We start from the raw sequence: 18,342 nt of genomic DNA, 5'->3' as shown, positions 1-18,342 counted from the left end.
TCCGAAAAAGGCGGTCCCGCCGGGCAAGGCGGGACCGCCGTCTATTCCTCCGGATCCTCCGGCGATTCCTCCACATATTCCGGGAGCGGCTTGCGCCCCATCATCCCCTCGTGCAGGCCGTGGTACCAGCGCACCTCGGGCTCGCCCGGCCGCCAGCAGAGCAGCACCTCCTGCCCGTCTATGATGGCCGGGAAGTCCACGAGGTAGCCCCCCTTCAACTCGCCACCCAGCTCCCGTATCCGGTCGCACTGACCGCGGGAGAGAATCCTGAGAAAGTCGAGTTCAGCCTCCTCCTTCAGGAAGGTGTAGGTGTCAATCTTGTCGTCCCGCCGCCGGGCTTCCACCTTCCGCTGCCTCAGGCGCCAGTCCTTCTCCTGAATCTCGGCATCCAGGCGCCGGAGGTACGCGATGATGCGCTCCAGCTCGGGAATGAGACGGTTCACTTCTGCTGGCGTATAGTAGCGGTTGCCCATCACTCATCCCCACCTTCCCTCGGCGCTCGCGCCGCCCGTTTACGCGCATTATACGGAGTGAGACGGGAAGAAGTCAAACACTTGGTGCCTCCGGGCCCTCCTGGAGGCGAACCATTCATGTAGGCAGTACCACTCAACACAGAGCGTCCGTCCAAAGATGAGGTGGACCCCTGCAGTCCGCCCTCAACGCGCCCCGGCAGGCGGCGACGTCGTGACACGGAAAGGCGGTGACCACGGGTGGCCGTGGACAAGGCAAAGATTCAGCAGGCGGTACGGATGATCCTGGAAGCGGTCGGCGAGGACCCGGACCGGGAGGGGCTGCTGGAGACGCCGCGGCGAGTAGCCGATTTCTACGAGGAGGTGTTCGCCGGGCTTCACCGGGACCCGGCTGAGCGGCTTTCGGCGATCTTCAACGAGGACCATGAGGAGATGGTCATCGTCCGGGACATCTCCTTTGAATCCATGTGCGAACACCACCTGCTGCCGTTCTTCGGCAAGGCGCACGTGGCGTATATCCCGCGCAGCGGGCGGGTGGTGGGGCTCTCGAAGCTGGCGCGCATCGTCGAGGACTTCTCCCGGCGGCCGCAACTCCAGGAGCGGCTGACCTCGCAGATCGCGGACCTGCTCATGGAGCACCTGAACCCGATGGGCGTCCTCGTCGTTGTGGAGGCCGAGCACATGTGCATGACCATGCGGGGCGTCCGCAAGCCCGGGGCCTCCACCATCACATCGGCGGTGAGGGGCGTGTTCCAGACCAGCGAAGCGACCCGGGCCGAGGCGATGGCCCTCATCCGAGGCACGGTGTAGGAAATCCTCCGCGACCTGCCGGTTGCGGAGGATTTCTCCTTTCCACCAATACCCTGCGGAAGTGACGGAACCCAAATATGGCACGTCCCGTCCAATCACATAGTGATATGGTTATTGAGGTGACACACCTTGCCGATACGCAATAAGGTGGCAGCGCTGCTCGCGGCGACGGCCCTGCTCGTAAACGGAGCGCCGGCCCTCGCGGCCGACGCGCAGCCGCTCTCGCTCTATGTGAATGAACGGGAACTTTACCTTCCGCAGACCCCGATTCTGCAGAACGATCGCGTGCTGGTGCCCATGCGGGCCTACCTCGAGTCGCTCGGCGCGGAGGTGGGCTGGGAGCCGCCCAACCTGGTCACGGCCACCCTGGGCGAGCGCACGGTATCCCTGAGGATCGGTGAGATGACCGCGCAGGTGGACGGGCAGGAGGTCCCGCTGGACGTTCCGGCGCAGCTCATCGCCGATCGCACCTACATCCCCCTCCGCTTCCTCTCCGAAGGACTCGGGGCCGAGGTGGGTTACGACGGCGCCACGCGCACCGTCACGGTCAAGACTCAGCCCCCGGGCCAGCTGGAGGTCATCGACGGACCGCTGAATGTGCGCCAGGAGCCCAGCACCTCCGCCCCGATTCTGACGACGGTGCCCCTGGGCACCCGGCTCGACATCCTCAGCGAGGAGCCGGGGTCGGAGTGGACGGAGGTGGCGCTGCCCGGCGGCGTTCGCGGCTGGGTCGCGAACCGCTACACCCGCACGCTGGACACCCAGCCGGTGGTTCAGCCGCTGCTCCACTTGCTGGAGGACCGGGTCTACCTTCAGGCCGGCGGGCGCTGTATCGGGGCTGTGCCGCTGGTGAACAGCCTGACCTTCGTTCCGCTGGTGGAGACGGTGAAAGCCCTGGGCGGCTCGGTCAGCCGCGCCGGCGACGGCACGGCGATCGCCGCGGAGCTGGGCGGCCGCAGGCTCGTCCTCACGCCGGATTCCACGAATGCCACCCTGAACGATGAGCCGGTCCCCCTCACCGCCGCCCCGCTTCTGGTCGGCGGCCGGCCGCTGGTGGCCGCGCGCGACGTGGCGGACCTCCTGGGTGTGCCCCTCTCCTGGTCCGATGCCACCCGCACAGCCACCCTGGGCTCCGCCGGCGGCACCACCTGCGTGCCCGATGTGGCCGCGCCCGCGTTCATCCTGGTGGATGTGGCCACCGGCGCCGTGCTCAGCGAGCACAACGCCCGCACCCCCCGTGCGATCGCCTCGACCACCAAGATCATGACCGCCCTCCTGGCGGTCGAGCAGGGCGATCCGGACGCGGTGGTCACGGTCAGCTGGAACGCCGCCAACCAGCCCGGCACCAGCGTCTACCTGCGGTCGGGTGAGCAGCGCACCCTGCGCGAGCTGCTCTACGGGCTGATGCTGGTATCGGGCAACGACGCCGCCGTCGCCATCGCCGAACACCTCGCCGGCTCCGAGGAAGCCTTTGCCCAGCGCATGAACTGGCGCGCCGCGGAGCTGGGCGCACACGACACCTACTTCGTCACCTCCTCCGGGCTCGACGACTGGGTGGATCCCTACTCCACCGCCGAGGACCTGGCCATCATCTCCCTGGCGGGGCTCCACAACCCGCTGTTCCGGTCCTACATGTACCCGCCGCAGTGGACGATCCCCGGCCCCTTCGGCAATCGGCTGCTCACCAACAGCAACCTTTTCGTGCTCCGGTACCCGGGGGCGACGGGCGTGAAGAACGGCTGGACCGAGAAGGCCGGCTACACGCTGGTCGCCTCGGCCTGGCGCGACGGCCGCGAGGTGCTGCTCGTGCTGCTCGGCGCCGAGAGCCGGAGCGGGCTGTACAGCGAGGCCTACAGCCTGATGGATCACGGCTTCGTCCTGGCTGACCAGTCGTGGCTCCTGAAATAGGGCATGAGAAAAGCCGCCCTCCCGCAGCGTGGGAGGGCGGCTGTTTTCGTGTTCACACGAGTTCGTGCGTGGGCACGACGACGCCGGTGTCGGGAGGAGCCAGCCGACAGCGCCCAGGGCCGTCGACCTGCACCAGAACGGGCGTGAGCACCGGGCGCCCCCCTACCAGCCCCTGTACGCTGACCTCAAGAAGGCCTGAAAAGTCAGGGTTGGCATAGCTGAACTCGGCCGCTGCGACCAGCGGATCGCAGGGCGTCTGGATGTGCGCGTCGGCCGGCCAGCGGGTTGGGGTCAGGCGCTCGAAGTAGGCCACGTTCATCTCTCCTCTCCGCACCTCGGCATGGTCTTTTTCGCCAAACTTTGCGTTCCTCCTGCCGGTCCGAACGGCCAAATGCGCGCGCCCAACTGAGGGCGCGCGGGGAACCGAACAGGCCCGTATGTCCCATCAGCCCATCGAAAAGAGCTGCTTCATGCGCTTGACGTTGGATCGGCTGACGATCACCTCGGAGTGCTCCTTGTCCTTCAGCTTTAGGATATACGCTCCGTTGAAGTATGGACTGATCTCCTTCACCTGATAGATGTTCACCAAGTAGGAACGGTGGCTGCGGAAGAACTGCGACGAGGGCAGCCGCTCCGTCAGCTCCTGAAGGGTGTGGCGGGTCAGAAGACGCTCGGAGTAGGTCTGAACGTATACGTTATAGCCTTCGGAGAAGATGTAGACGATCTCATTGAGGGGCAGCGGGATCTGCTTCTCATCCTTCTCGCACATGAGGAACGTGAGTTGCGGCTTGCTCTCGGCGGCGGACCGGTCCGCGGAATCGCCCGCCTCCCCCCGGCCGTCGCCGGCGCCGCCCTCCTTGGCCTCACGCAGCCGCTGAATCGTCTCGGCCAGCCGCTCGGCCTCGATCGGCTTCAGCAGGTAGTCCGTCGCCGGGATCTCAAAGGCCGACACCGCGTAGTTTTCATAGGCGGTGACGAAGACGACCTTCGGCACGACAGGGCGACCCTTCAGGCTCTTGGCCAGCTCGAGGCCGGTCATGCCCGGCATCTGCACGTCGAGAAAGATGACGTCGTAGTCCAGCGCGTTGATCAGGGTCATTGCCTCGCGAGCGTTGGTCGCCTCACCGATGACCTCGACGTCGGGGAACTGGCTGAGCTGGTACCGCAGTTCCATCCGGGCCGGGTATTCGTCGTCAACGATCAGGGCCCTCAGCACCATTGGCAACCTACGCTCCTTCTCAGCAGGGACTCTTTCCTCACCATTGTAGACGACGGACCGGTGAACGCCAAGAGATGTCACGTGAAACGCGGCTCAATCCCCCTGAGTTGCCTGCTGCAGCGGGATGCGCAGCCGAATGGCCGTGCCCCGCCCGGGCGAGCTGCGGATGCGCAGCCGGTACTCCGGGCCGTAGAGGGAGATCAGGCGTTCATTCACGTTGGTGAGGCCGAGCCCCATGTTGGTGCCGAAGCCTTCCTCGAAGACCCGGCGCTGCGTCTCCCGGTCCATGCCGATCCCGTTGTCCGCGATCAGGATATGCAGGTGATCGCCGACCTGCCGCGCGCGGATGCCCAGCACGCCGGTGTCCTCCTTCGGCGCCAGGCCGTGGACGATGGCGTTCTCCACCAGCGGCTGGAGGGTCAGCACGGGGACGGAAGCGCCGGTGACCCGGGGGTCCACCTTCAGCTTCACCTGGAGCTTCTCGCCGAAGCGGGCCTGCTCCAGGGAGAGGTAGATGTTGATGTACTCCAGCTCATCCTGGAAGGTGTTCATGTTGCCCCGGGTGGTGAGCGAGCGGCGGAAGAACTGGGCCAGGTTGACCAGCAGCTCCCGGGATCTCTCGGGGTCGGTGCGCGAGAACATGATGATGGTGTTCAGCACGTTGAACAGGAAGTGCGGGCGAATCTGCGCCTGAAGCGCCTCCAGCCTCGCCCTCACCCCGAGCTGCCGCTGCCGCTCCGACTCGGCCAGCTCCATCTGAATGCCCAGGAGCGCCGCGATGCCCGCGGCCAGCCGCACCACATAGGTGGGCAGGGGCGCGTTGGTGGCCCGGTACAGCTTGAACGTGCCGACCACCTTCCCCCGGAACTTCAGCGGGGTGACGACGGCGGCCTTCAGCGGATGCGGGCAGCCGGGCTCATCGCAGGTAAGCACCCGCGGATCGTTGACCACCCGGGCCTCGCCGGTGTCCAGCACATAGCGGGTGGCCCCCGTGAGAATCGGGCCCCCCTGCTGGTGCCGCCGGCATCCCACGCCCGAGAAGCCGAGGATCACCTTGTCGTCGGTGATGGCCACGGCATCCATCTCCGTGATCTGCCGGATGATCTCGCAGATCTTCTGGGCCGACTCGAAGTTGAGGCCCTGCTTCAGGTAGGGCATCGTCTCCTCGCCGATGCGCAGCGAGGTGTCGAAACTGGTGATCGACTCGAGGACCGCCGGGGCCAGGTCGTCCTCGTCATCGTGCCTCCCCAGCAGCACGGCCACCAGGATCACCTGTGCCGCGACGACCAGGGCCGCCCACAGCACCGCCTGCGGCGGGCGCGCCCACACCAGCCAGACCAGGATGGCCCCGCTCACCGCCAGTGTGGCGAACACCAGCGCCCGCGTCCTTCGGTTCACCCACGTTCACCTCTCATCGACAAGCCGTCCGCCCCGGCCGGGAGGGCGGCGGACCGGGGGATATCGCTCCCTCGCGGTGTATCGTCAAAATGAACATAACCTTTACAGGACTCTATTCTCCCTGATTCCGCCGTTGCCTGCCGGCCCCGCGAGAGGAGGACTGCGAGACCGTGCACGCCAAGCCCCGGGCCTGCCAGCCGCCTGCCTGGCAGCCGCCGACCGAGGTGAGCCCCGGCATTTTCCTGGTGCCCATCCCGATTCCCATTCCCCTGCGCTACGTCAACTGCTACCTGCTGCGGGGCCCGTCGGGGTGGACTCTGGTCGACACCGGCTTCCACGACAGCCTGGCCATGGGCGCCTGGTCGCGCGCCCTCCGGCACCTGGGCATCCGCCCGCAGGACATCAAGCAGATCCTGCTGACCCACTACCATCCCGACCACGTGGGCGCAGCCGGCTGGCTGCAGCAGCTCACGGGCGCGCCTGCGTTCCTGCCCGAGACGGAGATGGAGCAGTTCCAGCGCTTCTGGGCGGACGAAACGGGCGACATGGCGCGGCGGCTCACGGAGCTTTTCCGCGCGGAGGGCATGGACGACGCCACCGCCCGGGCCCTCGGCAGGCACCACCTGCAGCAGGTGGAGCGGGTCCGGCCGCTGCCCGAACTGCAGCCGCTGCCGGAGGGCAGCCGCATCCACCTGGGCGACGGCGCCTACGAGGTGATCTGGACGCCGGGCCACTCCGACGGCCTGGCGGTCTTCTGGAACGCCGAGCGGTCGATCTTGCTGGCCAACGACATGCTGCTGGCCGGCATCACGCCCAACGTGTCGGTCTGGCCCGGCAGCCGCCCGAACCCCCTGGCCGACTACCTGTCGTCGCTTCAGCGGATGGCGGCCCTGGGCGCCAGGCTGGCGCTGACGGGCCACCGGGCGCTCATCCGCGACGTCGCGGGAAGGGCGCGGGAGATCATCGCGCACCACGACGACCGGCTGGCAAGGGTGGCCGGCGCCGCCTCGGCAGCCCCTGAGGGGGCCACCGCATGGGAGATCTGCCGCCGGATCTTCCCGGTCGATGCGCTCACGCTCCACCAGATTCGCTTCGCCATGGCGGAGACGCTCGCGCACCTGGTCTACCTGTGTGAGGAGGGGCGCCTGCGCAAGGAGGGCATGCGCTACCGGGCCCTCGCGTAGCCTCCCGGGCGACGGCACGCCGGCACGCAGCCGGCGCACGTGCCCGGAGGCCGCTCGCGCGACGGCGCCGGGTGCGCATGGAAACGGGCCGGCGGAGTATTCCGCCGGCCCTACACGGTGCCGTTCTAGTGAGAGCAACCGCCGCTGCCGCAGGACCTGGGGGCGCCGCCGGCGCTGGCCGTGCGGAACGACTGGCCGCAGCTGCAGCTCGTGACGGCGTTCGGGTTGTTGATCGCGAAGCCGCCGCCCATCAGGCTGTCCACGTAGTCGATCGTCGAGCCGTCCACGTAGGGCAGGCTGCCGGGGTCGATGACGACCTTGATGCCGTCGAACTCGCCCACGTTGTCGTCGGGGCGCGGGTTGCGCTCCAGAGCCATGCCGTATTCAAAGCCCGAACAACCGCCGGGACGCACCAGCACCCGCAGGGCCAGGTTCTCACCCTTGGACTGGATGATCTCCTTCAGCCGGGTCGAAGCCTTCTCGGTCAGGGTGATGTTCACGGGTGGTTCCCTCCTTTGCTCCCATGTCTCCTAGTTTAACATGTGCGATCCACCGCGCGTCAACAATCTGCGCTCGCGCCGCGAATCGCCCGAATTCCCCTGCACCTGTTGAGACGACCCGGGCTGCGGTAGCGGTGCGGCCTGTTCCTACTCCGAACGCTGAATCGTAAAGACGGGCGAGGTCCACTTGTCCCAGTGGTCGTCGTTCCGGGAGTCGCCCAGCGCTCTCAGGGCCTCGATGACCAGCACGTAGTCGCCGTCGGCCAGCAGCCGCTCCTTCTTGCCCTGCATCACGATGCCGTCGAAGGCGATGGCGAAAAAGCCCGTGGGCGTCGAGTTCCGGGGGAACTGCTGGTCGACGAACCAGGTCACGGCGCCGCCGTCCGCCGGACGCACGCCGATGCGCAGGCGGCTGGACTGGTGATCCAGGTGGAAGAGCACATACGGCACGTCACCGTCAGCCATGGTAAAGACCGCGCCTTCGTCCTCCCTGTAATAGGTGTCGCCGACCTGCCGGGCCAGCCACGGGAAGCCGTACTGCGTCGGGGTCAGCGCAGCCTTCTCCTGGTAGTCGCCCTTGTAGCCCGCGTAGGGCACGCGCAGGACCGGGCCGTCGTTGTTGACCGGCGTGAGGACGAGGTACCCGCCATAGATGGTTCCGTCGGGCAGCGTTGGATCGGGCGTGATGGTGACCTTCACCTTCGTGACGCCCCTGGGCGACAGCGTCACCGTGTTCTGCTGGAACGTGACCTGATCCTCCCCGATGTAGAAGGAGGGCGAGTAGGTGTTGCCTCCGGTGGAGACCGCCTCCACATGGCTCAGTGCGTAGGTGATGCGCCGGCCGGTGTTGTTGCGGATCGTCAGGGTGTGGGAAGCCCCCTTGCCGGTGGTCTCACCGAGGGCAAGCTTGGGCGTCTCCACGGTCACGCCGGACAGGATCGCCTTGTCGATCTGCAGCATGCCGGCGCCCTGGCGGTTCACACTGTCCAGGAACCCGAGGCCCGGATTGCCCCACCAGTTCTTCGGTTCAGCGGTGTTCATCAGCAGCGCCTGCACCTCGGCGGGCTTGGTCTTGGGCCTGGCCTCCAGGAGCAGCGCGGCGGCGCCGGCCACGTGGGGCGCGGACATCGACGTGCCGCCGATCGTCGCGTAGCCACCGGCCTCCAGCGGGTACGTGGAGTAGATGCCGCCGCCCGGCGCGCCGATGTCAGGCTTCAGCGACAGGTCGGGGGCGAGCCCGTAGGAGCTGAAACTGGAGATCAACCCCCCGGTCGGACTCTCGAACGAATCCAGCTCGTCCGTCCACTCCAGGGTCACCTCGTCACCGGCCTCCAGCCGCTCACGGATCATCAGGCCGTCCTCCTGGGTGATGGCCACGACGGGGATGGTGATGACCTCGTCACCGGCTACGGTCGGGTTGACCCGTCCCGCCGTGTTGTTGTACAGGATGACTGCGGCCGCCCCGGCGTTCTGGGCGTGGAGGGCCTTCTCATAGAAGGTGCAGTTGCCCCGCATCACCAGCGCCGCCGCACCGCTCAGGCTCCCGGGCGGGAGCGGAACGCAGGCTTCATCGTTGCCGATGCCCACGTCCGCGCTGACGATGGGCAGCGTACCCGATGTAGGCGGCCGGGGCGATGCGCTGGCGGGCGTGAAGCCAATAGCCATGCCGGCCGCTCTGAAGATCGGCAGAGTGGCGTGCGAGTTGTCAAAGGCGGCAACGCCGATGACGTTCGCCCCAACGCCCGGCGCGCTCGCGGAGTACAGGCCGTACTCGCCGCTGTTGCCGATGGACGCCACGACCACCACGCCCTTCTTCACCAGGCGATCTGCCGCAGCGGCCGTCGGGTAGCCGGGCCACTGGAAGGCCGAACCGATGGACATGTTCAGGATGTCCATCTTGTCCTTGTAGGCCCGCTCCATCGCCGCGAGCATGACGTCTGCGGTGGTGCTGCCCTCGCAGCCGAAGACCCGGTACGCGCCCAGCGTCACGTCGGGCGCCACGCCCTTGATGCGGCCGTTGGCGCCGACGATCCCCGCGACGTGCGTGCCGTGGCCGGCGATGGCGCAGTCGTCGGGATCGGGATCGGGCACGGGCACGGGGTTGTATCCAGGATGCGTGGGATCGGCGTTGAAGTCGTCACCGACGAAGTCGTAACCGAACGCGACCTTGTAGCCGGGGCCGAAGCCGCCGCCCAGGTCGGGATGGTGGTAATCGATGCCCGTGTCCATGACCGCCACCCGGATGCCCTTGCCCGTGTAGCCCAGTTCGGACTGGACGATGTCCGCGCCGGTCATGGCCAGGGCCGTGACCATGTCGATGTCATCCGTGGGCTCCTCCACCTCCGGCCGGGCGATCTCCATGACGGGGTAGATCGCCTTCACGCCGGGCAGGCGGCTGAGGGCGCCGATCTGCGAGGCATCGGCCATGATGGAGACGCCGTTGAACAGGGAGTCGTAGGTAAAGCGCTCCTGAAACCGGATGTTCTGCCTGGCCGCCTCGGCCCGGAACTGCGCCCGCTGGCTCTGCACGGTGGCCGCGCTGCCGCCGTCGGCCAGCGGCGCACCGGTGAACTCCACAAACCAGGCGCGCGGAGACTCGTCTACCATCTCATCCGGCCATTCCACCGGTATCGCGCGGCTCGAATCCGGAACCAGTTCGGTGTACTGCGCGGCCGCGGGGAACGCAGTGCCCAGCAGCATCACCCCGGCCAGTGCCCACGTCAGTAAACGCCTGCGGTTCATGTGCGACCTCCTCCCACCCCACTTCACCCGGGGATCCACTCCCGCTTGCCGCGGATCCCCCAGGCGGATAGGAGGATGTTTCGACACGCTTCGTGATTTCCCTTCAATTCTGTAAACTCTGGGCATGGCTGCCCGTTTCGGACCAGCTGCCTTTCCCCGCATGCTCTTCAGGTGTATATTTAGAGTTGGCTTGTCAGTACCCCGCCAGCGAAGGAGATGACCATGACTCCCATCACACTTACGCTCGCCATCCTCGGTACCTCGCTGGTCGCGGGCTTGGTGGGCTCCATGCTGGGGCTGGGCGGCGGCATCATCATCGTTCCGGCCCTGACGCTCGTGTTCGGGTACGACTTCCGCACGGCGGTGGCCGCCAGCGCGGTCGCCATCATCGCCACCTCCACAGGGGCGGCCGTCGCCTATCTGCGAGACCACATCACCAACACCCGCATCGCCATGTTCCTGGAGATCGGCTCCACCCTCGGCGCGCTCACCGGAGCGTTCATCGCCGGGTACGTGCCGGCCCGCTTCCTCTTCCTCCTCTTCGCCGCCCTCATGGCCTACTCGGCCTGGTCCATGTTCCGGGCCCGCAACATGGATCTGCCCGAAAATGTGGTGCCCGACAGGCTGTCGCGGCGGCTGCAGCTCAGCGGATCGTACTACGACCAGGCCCTCGGCCGCACCGTCTCCTACCACGCCACCGGTGCCATCCCCGGCCTTCTGCTCATGTACGTCTCCGGCGCCTTCGCCGGACTGCTGGGCGTGGGCGGCGGCACGTTCAAGGTGCCCGCGATGGATGTGGTCATGAAGCTGCCGATCAAGGTGTCCTCGGCCACGTCCAACTTCATGATCGGCGTGACGGCGGCCGCCTCCGCCACGATCTACTTCGTGCGAGGTGACGTGAAGCCCCTGGTGGCGGGCCCGGTGGCCCTGGGCGTGCTCTGCGGGGCGTTGCTGGGCTCCCGCCTGATGGTGCGACTGAAGGCGAAGACCCTGCGGCTTTTGTTCGTCCCGCTGCTGGCCTACGTGGCCCTGCAGATGGCCTGGAAAGGGGTGACCTACTAGGTGGACAGCCTGCAAACCCGGAATCAAGCCGTCTCCCAGGATGTAGAACGGGTCGAGACGGCCGTCGCGCGCCTCCTGCGGCTGGGCACCGCCGTCGCGGCCACCCTGATCGCCTCAGGCCTTGCGGTGATCCTCTTCCACCTGCCCGTGGGGTTTGGTCCGCAGCTGGTGACGGCCGGGATCATCGCCCTCGTCTGCACGCCGCTCCTCCGGGTGGCGGCAGCCATGGTCATCTACCTGAGACTCGGCGACGTGGTCTACGGGCTCATCTCCCTGGCCGTGCTGCTCTTCGTCTTTGCCGGCATGCTGCTCGGCGACAGCCAGTGAACGCATGCGAAATATGCCCACCGGCCGTGCTGCCGGTGGGCCTCCTTTATGCGTCTTCACCTTCGTGCGCCAGCGTGGGGTAGGCCCGCAGGATATCTGTGCGGCTCAGCACCCCGACCAGGCGTGTGGGGTCGTCGGGTGCCACCACCGGGAGCCGGCCGACGCCATGCTGCACCATCAGCAGGGCGGCCTCGGCGATGGTCTGGTCGGGCGTCACCGTGATGAGGGAGCGCGTCATCGCCTCGCTGACCGGGGTCGCCAGCCGCCGCTCCAGCGGCACATCGCGCACGTCCTTCAGCGTGATGATCCCCGCCAGGCGGCCTTCCTCGTCCAGCACAGGGTAGCCGCCGTGGCGCGTCTCCCGCATCAGGGCGATGACCTCCCTGAGGGACATGCTGGTCCTGGCTACCTGCACCTGCTGCGCCATGGCCTCCCCCACCCTCACATCCCGCAGGTCCTGAACCTGCCACGGCAGCAGCACGCCCTGCTCCGGAAGGTGAAGAGTATCAACGGAGTAGGGGTTGATCCGCTGGCTGAGCACGGCGGCGGCGCCGCAGGCCAGCATGGCGGGCAGGGCGATGCGGTAGTCGCGGGTGATCTCGAAGATCAGGGCCAGGGCGGTGAGCGGCGCCTGCGTGGCCCCGGCGATCATCGCCGCCATGCCGACCACCGCGTAGGCTCCGGGCTGGGCTCCCAGCCCGGGCGCGGCCCGCGCGGCCAGGTGGCCGTACACGCCCCCCGCCATCGCCCCGAGGAACATCGCCGGCGTGAAGGTGCCGCCCGTCCAGCCGCTGCCGCTGGTGAGGGCAATGGCCACCAGCTTGCCCCCCAGCAGCGCGGCCAGTATGAGCAGCGGCAGCCGTCCTTCCAGCGCCTCCTGAATGGTGTCGAGGCCCGCGCCCAGCGTCTGGGGGAGGAGCAGGCCCACCAGCCCGAACAGAATGCCGCCCAGGGCGGGCTTCAGGCTCTGCGGGATGCGCGGGAGGCGGTGGCCCGCCTCCTCGCTGCCGTAGATGGCGGCAATGTAGAGCCGCGAGAGCGGGGCGATGACCAGCCCGAGCCCGAGGAAGAGGGGAATCTGCCAGGGATCCTCCACCGAGTACGCCGGAATCGGAAACGGCGGCCCGCCGGACAGGTAGCGGGACAGCACGGCGGCGACGGTCGCGCCCAGCGCGGCCAGGGCGAAGGCGCGCGAGGAGAACTGGATCAGCACGATCTCCATCGCAAAGAAGGTGCCGGCAATGGGGGCCTGGAAGGCGGTGGCGATGGCCGCCGCGGCGCCGGCGACGACCAGTGCCCGCCGCCACTGCGCCCGCATGGGGACCGCCTGCCCCAGGGCCGAACCGATGCCGGAGCCCAGGAGCACCACGGGCCCCTCCCGCCCCAGCGAACCCCCGGCGCCCAGCGTGAGGATGGACGCGGCCGTCTTCAGCAACGTCGAGAGCGGACGGAGCCGACCGTCCCGCCGGGCCAGGGTCAGGATCACCAGCGGGATCGCGTGGTGCCGGTCGGCGCGGGGCGTCAGCCGCCTGACCCCTGCGTGCAACAGCCCCAGCAGGGCGGGGAAGAACAGGAACGCGGACCAGCCGGGCAGGCCGGCAGCGCCGAGCCACTCCGGAATCTGCGCATACCCCAGCGTGAACAGGCGGTCGACCAGCCACTCGAACAGGCGCACCGCAAAGGCGGTGAGGCCTCCGGTCAGCATGACCAGTGCGAGAAGGATGAGTACGGAGAGATCAGAGAACCGGACCGGCGCAATCAGTTGACGCCAGTCCGGTCTGGGGAACGAATTGCTGCGAAGATCCAATGGACAACCACCCCCAACTTTCTAGTTTACACTACTGTAGAAAGTATGGGACTGGACATCCTTTTTCTGGTCATCTCTCTATGGTTCTGGGCCGGGCTCGACCCCCGCTTCAGCGGGATCATCGCTCCCGGGTTCAGGCTCCGACGGCACACCGGGAGCTCCGCCGCCCGTGCCGGAGTCGGGGTCATCCGGGGCGTCGGGACCCGGCTCGGGTTGGGCCTCACCGGACAGATATGCACTGACGATGCGGGTGATATCCGCCAGCCTTGCGGCCGCCGCCTGCTCGTTCACCCCCGCGCTGAGGATGGCGATCGCGAAGGGCCGGTCCGGCAGGAAGACGATGCCGACGTCGTGCACCATCGCGGGCAAAGTGCCGATCTTGTGCGCCACCGGCACGCCGGCCGGGGCGCCTGCGGCGATGCGGTCGGAAAACGCGGTCTGGGTCAGCAGCCCCATCAGGGTGCGGTACAGCCCGCCGTCCTCACGGGCGGCCCAGCGGTACAGCAGCTCGATGTACAGAGCCATGTCCCGGGGCGTCGTGGCCCGGCGGCCGGTCTCCAGGTTGGTCACGGTGCCGCCCAGCTCCCGCATGTACCCGAAGACGTTCTCGTCCCCGAACCGGCGCAGCAGCATGTTGGTGGCGATGTTGTCGCTCACCGTCAGCGCCAGGTTGACCAGCTCGGCCACCGTGTAGCAGTCGCCCGGAATCGCCCCGTGCAGGACGCCGGCGCCGCCCTCCCAGTCCTCCGGCGCGTAGTAGACCGGCTCCTCCAGGTCGGCCTCGCCCGCTTCGACCAGGGAAAAGACGTACATGGCCAGCGGCACCTTGAAGGTCGACGCCGCCACGAAGACCTGGTCGCCCAGCACGGCGGCCGTCGCACCCGTGGTCAGGTCGGTCACGGCCACCCCGTACGTACCGTTCAGCGTGGCCAGATAGGCCTCCAGGAGTTGTTCAAGCCCGGCCAGGGCGCCGGGCTGAGGTTCGGCCGGGGCTGCCATGTATGGGAGCGCGTCGCCGGCCGCGGCCGCCCGGGCCAGCGGGACTGCGGCTGTGCAGACCCGGGGAGCGCGCTGCGACGCCGCATCCAGTTTGGACGGGATCTCCGGTTCCTGGTCAGTCTCGGCGGACGATGAAGTGCCGGTGGTCTCTGTGACACCGGTGGTCTCTGCGGCACCGGTGGTCCCTGGAATTTCGGCGTTTCGGGCATGGGATGGGCGCAGGTCGGCGGTGTCAGGCTCTGCAACTTCGGCTGTCTGCTGAGGCTCCTCCTCCACTGTCTGCGGAACGCGGTCGGCGGCTGCCGTCTGTCCCTGTTCCGCCCCGGGGTCGCCGTGCTGAGCCGGCGGCACTGCAGGTGCCGCCGGCAGCTCCGCGGCGGCCGCCAGCAGGCTGGCGACCAGCGCGAGGATCAGCAGCAGGCGGAATACGTGGAACGTACCTCTGGGCTTGTAACCTGCCATACGCCTTCCCCATCCTCAAACACAAGGTTCAGATTTAATTCTCCACCTTGTGTATACCATCGGGGTACGCGAAATTTCAAGGTTAGGCCGTTGGCAAGGGGTCCTTTCAGCGCAGCCGCTCAGCGGGGGCGAGACGAAGGTCCGCCGCGGGGTGCGAGACGAAGGTCCGCCGCCGGGTGCAGCACCACCTCCAGGTGCAGCACGGCGGAGACCAGCTCTGCCGGCAGGTAGACCTGCCTCTCGCATCGCACCGCACGCGTCGCGATCACTTCGCCGTTCAGCACCGCCGCGCGGGTCTCCACCCGGTCCCCGCGGAAGTGCACCGAGAGCACATCCTGCGGTCCCAGGAGGCTCACGGTCCGACCGAACTCGTCCCAGTAGACGGGCGCCGCGTGCTCCACCAGCCCGCGCAGCGGCACCAGCACCTCTCCTTCCGGGGCTGCGTAGCCGGTCGCCTCATGTATGCTTCCAGACTCTCCTTCAATCTTCACCGCCACGGGTTCCATGCCCGACAGCGGTGCGCACACCCCAGCGGCGGAGCCCGATGCGGCCGAGCCCGCTGCACGCGGGCCGCCCCAAAGGAGCGCCGCCACCGCCCCGAGGACGAGCAGCCCCGGCACCAGCCAGAGCCCCGCCCGCACCCATCTCAGCCAGCCTTCCCCCACCCCGCTCCCTCCGTCACACCATCGCGCTGCCTCCATTCTACCTCTTTCTAGATTCTTCCGTTATAGGCGCAAACAGAAAGAGCGCGCCTCTCCACTACCTCTCGGAGCCGACACACTTTCACTTCCGCTCCCAGCATAAAAGCGAAAACTTGCGGTTCCCAACGGAGGTGATCATCAGGATTCTGTGAGAGACGGGCGCAGGTCCTGTCGTGCGGCAGATCTCCACTTGTCGGGCGGGCGAAGTGAAACTTTCTCTCAGTTCGCCAGCTACGCAGCCCCCAGCAGGGTTGTTTCAGCACAAGAGAGCCGCGCCCGGGCGGCCAACTGTAGACCCGGTGCGTCGGGCGTGCGGCGTCCGGACACAGACGATGTGCGCACACAGAATGCGTCCGTTTCTGCAGCGCACAGGCCGCGGGCTCCTGCCCGCGGCCTTCCCCATATCGCGTTCACACCTACCGGTCAACCAGCAGATCGGTGACCACCGTGTCTCCCGGCGCAAGGCGGATGATGGGCGCCATGTCCATCGAGTGGGTGAGCGAACCGCCGAAGGTGCCGGACTCGGGCCGGACCCGCAGCCACGCCCACGTCGCCCCGTTCGGCAGCGCCTGCTCCAGCCGGTAGCGGCCCTCCGCGTCGGTCAGGACCGACGCGACCTGTCCGCTGCCCTCGATCACCAGCTCCACCCGGGCGCCGGCCACGGGCTGCCGGTTCTGATCCAGGACCCGACCCTCGATCGCGGCGGTCTCCTCATAGATCATCACGGCCTGCGTGAGGGTCTGGCCGGGCTTCGGCAGTTCACGGAGCACCACACCGCCCTGGCTGTAGCCCTCGCGCTCCACCAGCAGGAGGCCCAGCGAGGCGGATGACACGTCGGCCTTCACGGCGAAGTAGCCGTCGCTCTCGGACCGGCTCTCGGCCACCTTGACGCCGTCGAGGTGAAGCTGCACCGTCGCCCCGGTCACGGGCCTGCCCTGGAGGTCGACCACCACGCCGTCCAGGGTGGTGTCGGCGGGCATCAGCCGCACGGTGGGAAGCGCGTCCCCAGCGTTCAGCGCCGCCGTCATGTCGATGAGGCCCGTGGGCAGGTAGCCTTCCGCGGTCACGGAGAGCGCCGCCCAGCCCGTGGTCGTGGGAACGGACCCGAGCCGGTACCAGCCGCCGCCGTCCGTGCGGTCGCGGCCCACCTCCCGGCCGTCGGCCAGCACCATCTTCACCTCAGCCCCCGACACCGGACGGCCCAGGGAATCGACGATGCGCCCCTGCACCGTGGCCAGGGCCGGGTGAAGCGTCGCCTGCAGGGTCAGACGGCCGCCTCCGGGCACGTGGAACGTGGTGGTCGAGGTGCCTGAAACGACGACCTCGCGAGAGGTCACGTACCCTTCCTTGCTGACCCGCAGCATGTAGGGTGACTGAACGGATCCGCCGTCCTGGCTCGCGTCCACGTGCTCGATGATGAACTTGCCCTCGGCATCGGTGGTCGCCTTGTACGCCACGTGGCTGCGGCGAATCAGCTCCACGGTCGCGCCCTCGATCGGCAGGCCGGTGGGGCCTACCACCGTGCCGGTGACCGTCGACCGGACCAGCGACTGGTCGTTGAACTGCTGCGCCACCAGCGGGATCTGCACGGTACCGCCGGGCTTCACGGTGAACCAGTCGGAGATGGCCAGGTCGATGTGATCCACCGTCAGGCTGTCGACGGCGTTGTATGCCATGAGCTGGTACTGGATGCCGTCACCGGCCGGCACGCCTTCGAAGCGGACCTCGCCGTTGGAGTTGACCCGCGCCGTGGCCACCTCGCCCAGCCCCTTCCGGACCAGGACGATCTCCGCCGTGCGGATCGGCCGGTTGCCGATGGTCGTCAGCACCGACTCCACGGTGCCCGTGGTGCGGAAGATCTTGATCCGGTTAAGCCCCGAATGGTCAAGCAGCCCGCCGGCCGCGACCGACTGCGGCTCCGTCTCCACCGGGGTGTAGCCGGGCATGGTGACCCGCAGCCGGTAGTTGTCCTCCGGCAGGTCCATGCGGATGGTGAAGCGGCCGGTCACGCCGGTCTCGGCCTTGCCCACCACCACGTTGTCGCCCCGCACGAGCTCGACCGTCGCCCCGCGCAGCGGCGAGCCCGTGGCGCCGTCCACCACCTCGCCGGTGGCGGTGATGGTGCCCGTCGCCAGCGAGATGGCCTCCACCGTCACCCGTCCGCGGCTCACCGTGACGTCCCGCTCCACCGGCGCCTTGCCGTCGGCGGAGACCAGCACGCTGTAAGCGCCTGGGGCCAGGTCGCGGGCGACCCAGCGTCCGGCCTGCGCCGTGCCCTGGGCCACGATGCGCCCGGCGCTGCTCAGGAGTGTCACGCTGGCGCCGGCGCGGCCGTCGGCGTCGCGGATGTAGATCTGCAGCTCGCCGCCCACCGGCTCCAGGGTGATCGTGCGCACACCGCCCTGGGCCGGGTCAAACCAGCCGGTCTCCTGCACCTCGTAGCCGGGGGCGGTGGCCCGGGCCTGCCAGAGCCGCGTCCGCCCCGGCGCGTACGGCACCCGCAGCAGGCCGTCCGCACCGGTTTCGTCCAGGGCCACGAGCCCGCGGCCCAGTTCGTATACCTCCACCGTGGCCGAGGGCACCGGCCGCCCGGCGGCGTCGGCCACCCGCAGCAGCACCTCAGTTACTGCCTCCTGGGCCGCCGCCGGCATGACCACCGCGGCCAGGAGAAGCAGACTGGTCAGCACGGCCACAGCCTTCCGCCGGATTGCCCCGGCGGTTCTCCTACCATAACCGTTCACGCGCTCATCCTC

At 68.1% G+C, this 18,342-nt stretch carries 15 protein-coding genes; 5 read left to right on the top strand and 10 right to left on the bottom strand.

Translation table 11 applies throughout. The features are described from left to right. Positions 1–41 precede the first annotated feature (41 nt). Positions 42–473, bottom strand: a complete 432-nt coding sequence (locus ACZ45O_RS01185) for a DUF2203 family protein (RefSeq protein ID WP_464855151.1) — start codon at positions 471–473, stop codon at positions 42–44. 243 nt (positions 474–716) lie between these two features. On the opposite strand from ACZ45O_RS01185, the gene folE reads away from it, so the two are divergent. Then, a complete protein-coding gene (gene folE / locus ACZ45O_RS01180) occupies positions 717–1,280 on the top strand; it encodes a GTP cyclohydrolase I FolE (RefSeq protein WP_464855150.1) in 564 nt (187 codons plus the stop codon). A 147-nt stretch (positions 1,281–1,427) separates the two neighbouring features. After that, on the top strand, positions 1,428–3,188 hold the full coding sequence (locus tag ACZ45O_RS01175; protein ID WP_464855149.1) for a stalk domain-containing protein: 1,761 nt from the start codon (positions 1,428–1,430) through the stop codon (positions 3,186–3,188). A 52-nt stretch (positions 3,189–3,240) separates the two neighbouring features. Here ACZ45O_RS01175 and ACZ45O_RS01170 read toward each other — a convergent pair whose 3' ends face one another. From ACZ45O_RS01170 to ACZ45O_RS01160, 3 genes are all read right to left on the bottom strand, one after another. Next, a complete protein-coding gene (locus ACZ45O_RS01170) occupies positions 3,241–3,522 on the bottom strand; it encodes a hypothetical protein (RefSeq protein ID WP_464855148.1) in 282 nt (93 codons plus the stop codon). A 111-nt stretch (positions 3,523–3,633) separates the two neighbouring features. Next, entirely contained in the window at positions 3,634–4,407 is a 774-nt protein-coding gene (locus tag ACZ45O_RS01165; RefSeq protein ID WP_464857606.1) for a LytR/AlgR family response regulator transcription factor, read from the bottom strand. 93 nt (positions 4,408–4,500) lie between these two features. Beyond that, entirely contained in the window at positions 4,501–5,805 is a 1,305-nt protein-coding gene (locus ACZ45O_RS01160; RefSeq protein ID WP_464855147.1) for a histidine kinase, read from the bottom strand. Between the two features lie 170 nt (positions 5,806–5,975). Between ACZ45O_RS01160 and ACZ45O_RS01155 the strand changes: the two genes are divergently transcribed. After that, positions 5,976–6,989, top strand: coding sequence for an MBL fold metallo-hydrolase (locus ACZ45O_RS01155; RefSeq protein ID WP_464855146.1), 1,014 nt, complete (start codon positions 5,976–5,978; stop codon positions 6,987–6,989). Positions 6,990–7,114: 125 nt separating this feature from the next. Here the strand turns inward: ACZ45O_RS01155 and ACZ45O_RS01150 are convergent, their stop codons facing one another. Both ACZ45O_RS01150 and ACZ45O_RS01145 read right to left on the bottom strand, forming a co-directional pair. Next, positions 7,115–7,489 carry a HesB/IscA family protein gene (locus ACZ45O_RS01150; RefSeq protein WP_464855145.1) on the bottom strand — a complete coding sequence of 125 codons (375 nt, stop codon included), beginning with the start codon at positions 7,487–7,489 and terminating at the stop codon, positions 7,115–7,117. Positions 7,490–7,636: 147 nt separating this feature from the next. Beyond that, positions 7,637–10,231 (bottom strand): S8 family serine peptidase, encoded by a 2,595-nt coding sequence (locus ACZ45O_RS01145; protein ID WP_464855144.1) that lies wholly within the window; start codon positions 10,229–10,231, stop codon positions 7,637–7,639. A gap of 222 nt (positions 10,232–10,453) precedes the next feature. Here ACZ45O_RS01145 and ACZ45O_RS01140 point away from each other — a divergent pair, with 222 nt between their 5' ends. Continuing rightward, positions 10,454–11,293, top strand: a complete 840-nt coding sequence (locus ACZ45O_RS01140) for a sulfite exporter TauE/SafE family protein (RefSeq protein ID WP_464855143.1) — start codon at positions 10,454–10,456, stop codon at positions 11,291–11,293. Then, complete coding sequence (locus ACZ45O_RS01135; RefSeq protein ID WP_464855142.1) at positions 11,294–11,620, top strand: DUF1634 domain-containing protein; 327 nt, start codon at positions 11,294–11,296, stop codon at positions 11,618–11,620. Positions 11,621–11,666: 46 nt separating this feature from the next. Here ACZ45O_RS01135 and ACZ45O_RS01130 read toward each other — a convergent pair whose 3' ends face one another. The 4 genes from ACZ45O_RS01130 to ACZ45O_RS01115 form a co-directional block, all read right to left on the bottom strand. Continuing rightward, complete coding sequence (locus ACZ45O_RS01130; RefSeq protein ID WP_464855141.1) at positions 11,667–13,325, bottom strand: chloride channel protein; 1,659 nt, start codon at positions 13,323–13,325, stop codon at positions 11,667–11,669. Positions 13,326–13,505: 180 nt separating this feature from the next. Then, positions 13,506–14,888, bottom strand: coding sequence for a serine hydrolase (locus tag ACZ45O_RS01125; RefSeq protein WP_464855140.1), 1,383 nt, complete (start codon positions 14,886–14,888; stop codon positions 13,506–13,508). A gap of 119 nt (positions 14,889–15,007) precedes the next feature. Then, positions 15,008–15,553: a hypothetical protein gene (locus ACZ45O_RS01120; protein ID WP_464855139.1), complete on the bottom strand. Its 546-nt coding sequence runs from the start codon at positions 15,551–15,553 to the stop codon at positions 15,008–15,010. 452 nt (positions 15,554–16,005) lie between these two features. Beyond that, positions 16,006–18,330, bottom strand: coding sequence for a carboxypeptidase regulatory-like domain-containing protein (locus tag ACZ45O_RS01115; RefSeq protein WP_464855138.1), 2,325 nt, complete (start codon positions 18,328–18,330; stop codon positions 16,006–16,008). Positions 18,331–18,342 lie beyond the last annotated feature (12 nt).

It is taken from the genome of Symbiobacterium turbinis (assembly GCF_055383075.1).
This window is presented reverse-complemented; position numbering and strand designations above follow the sequence as displayed.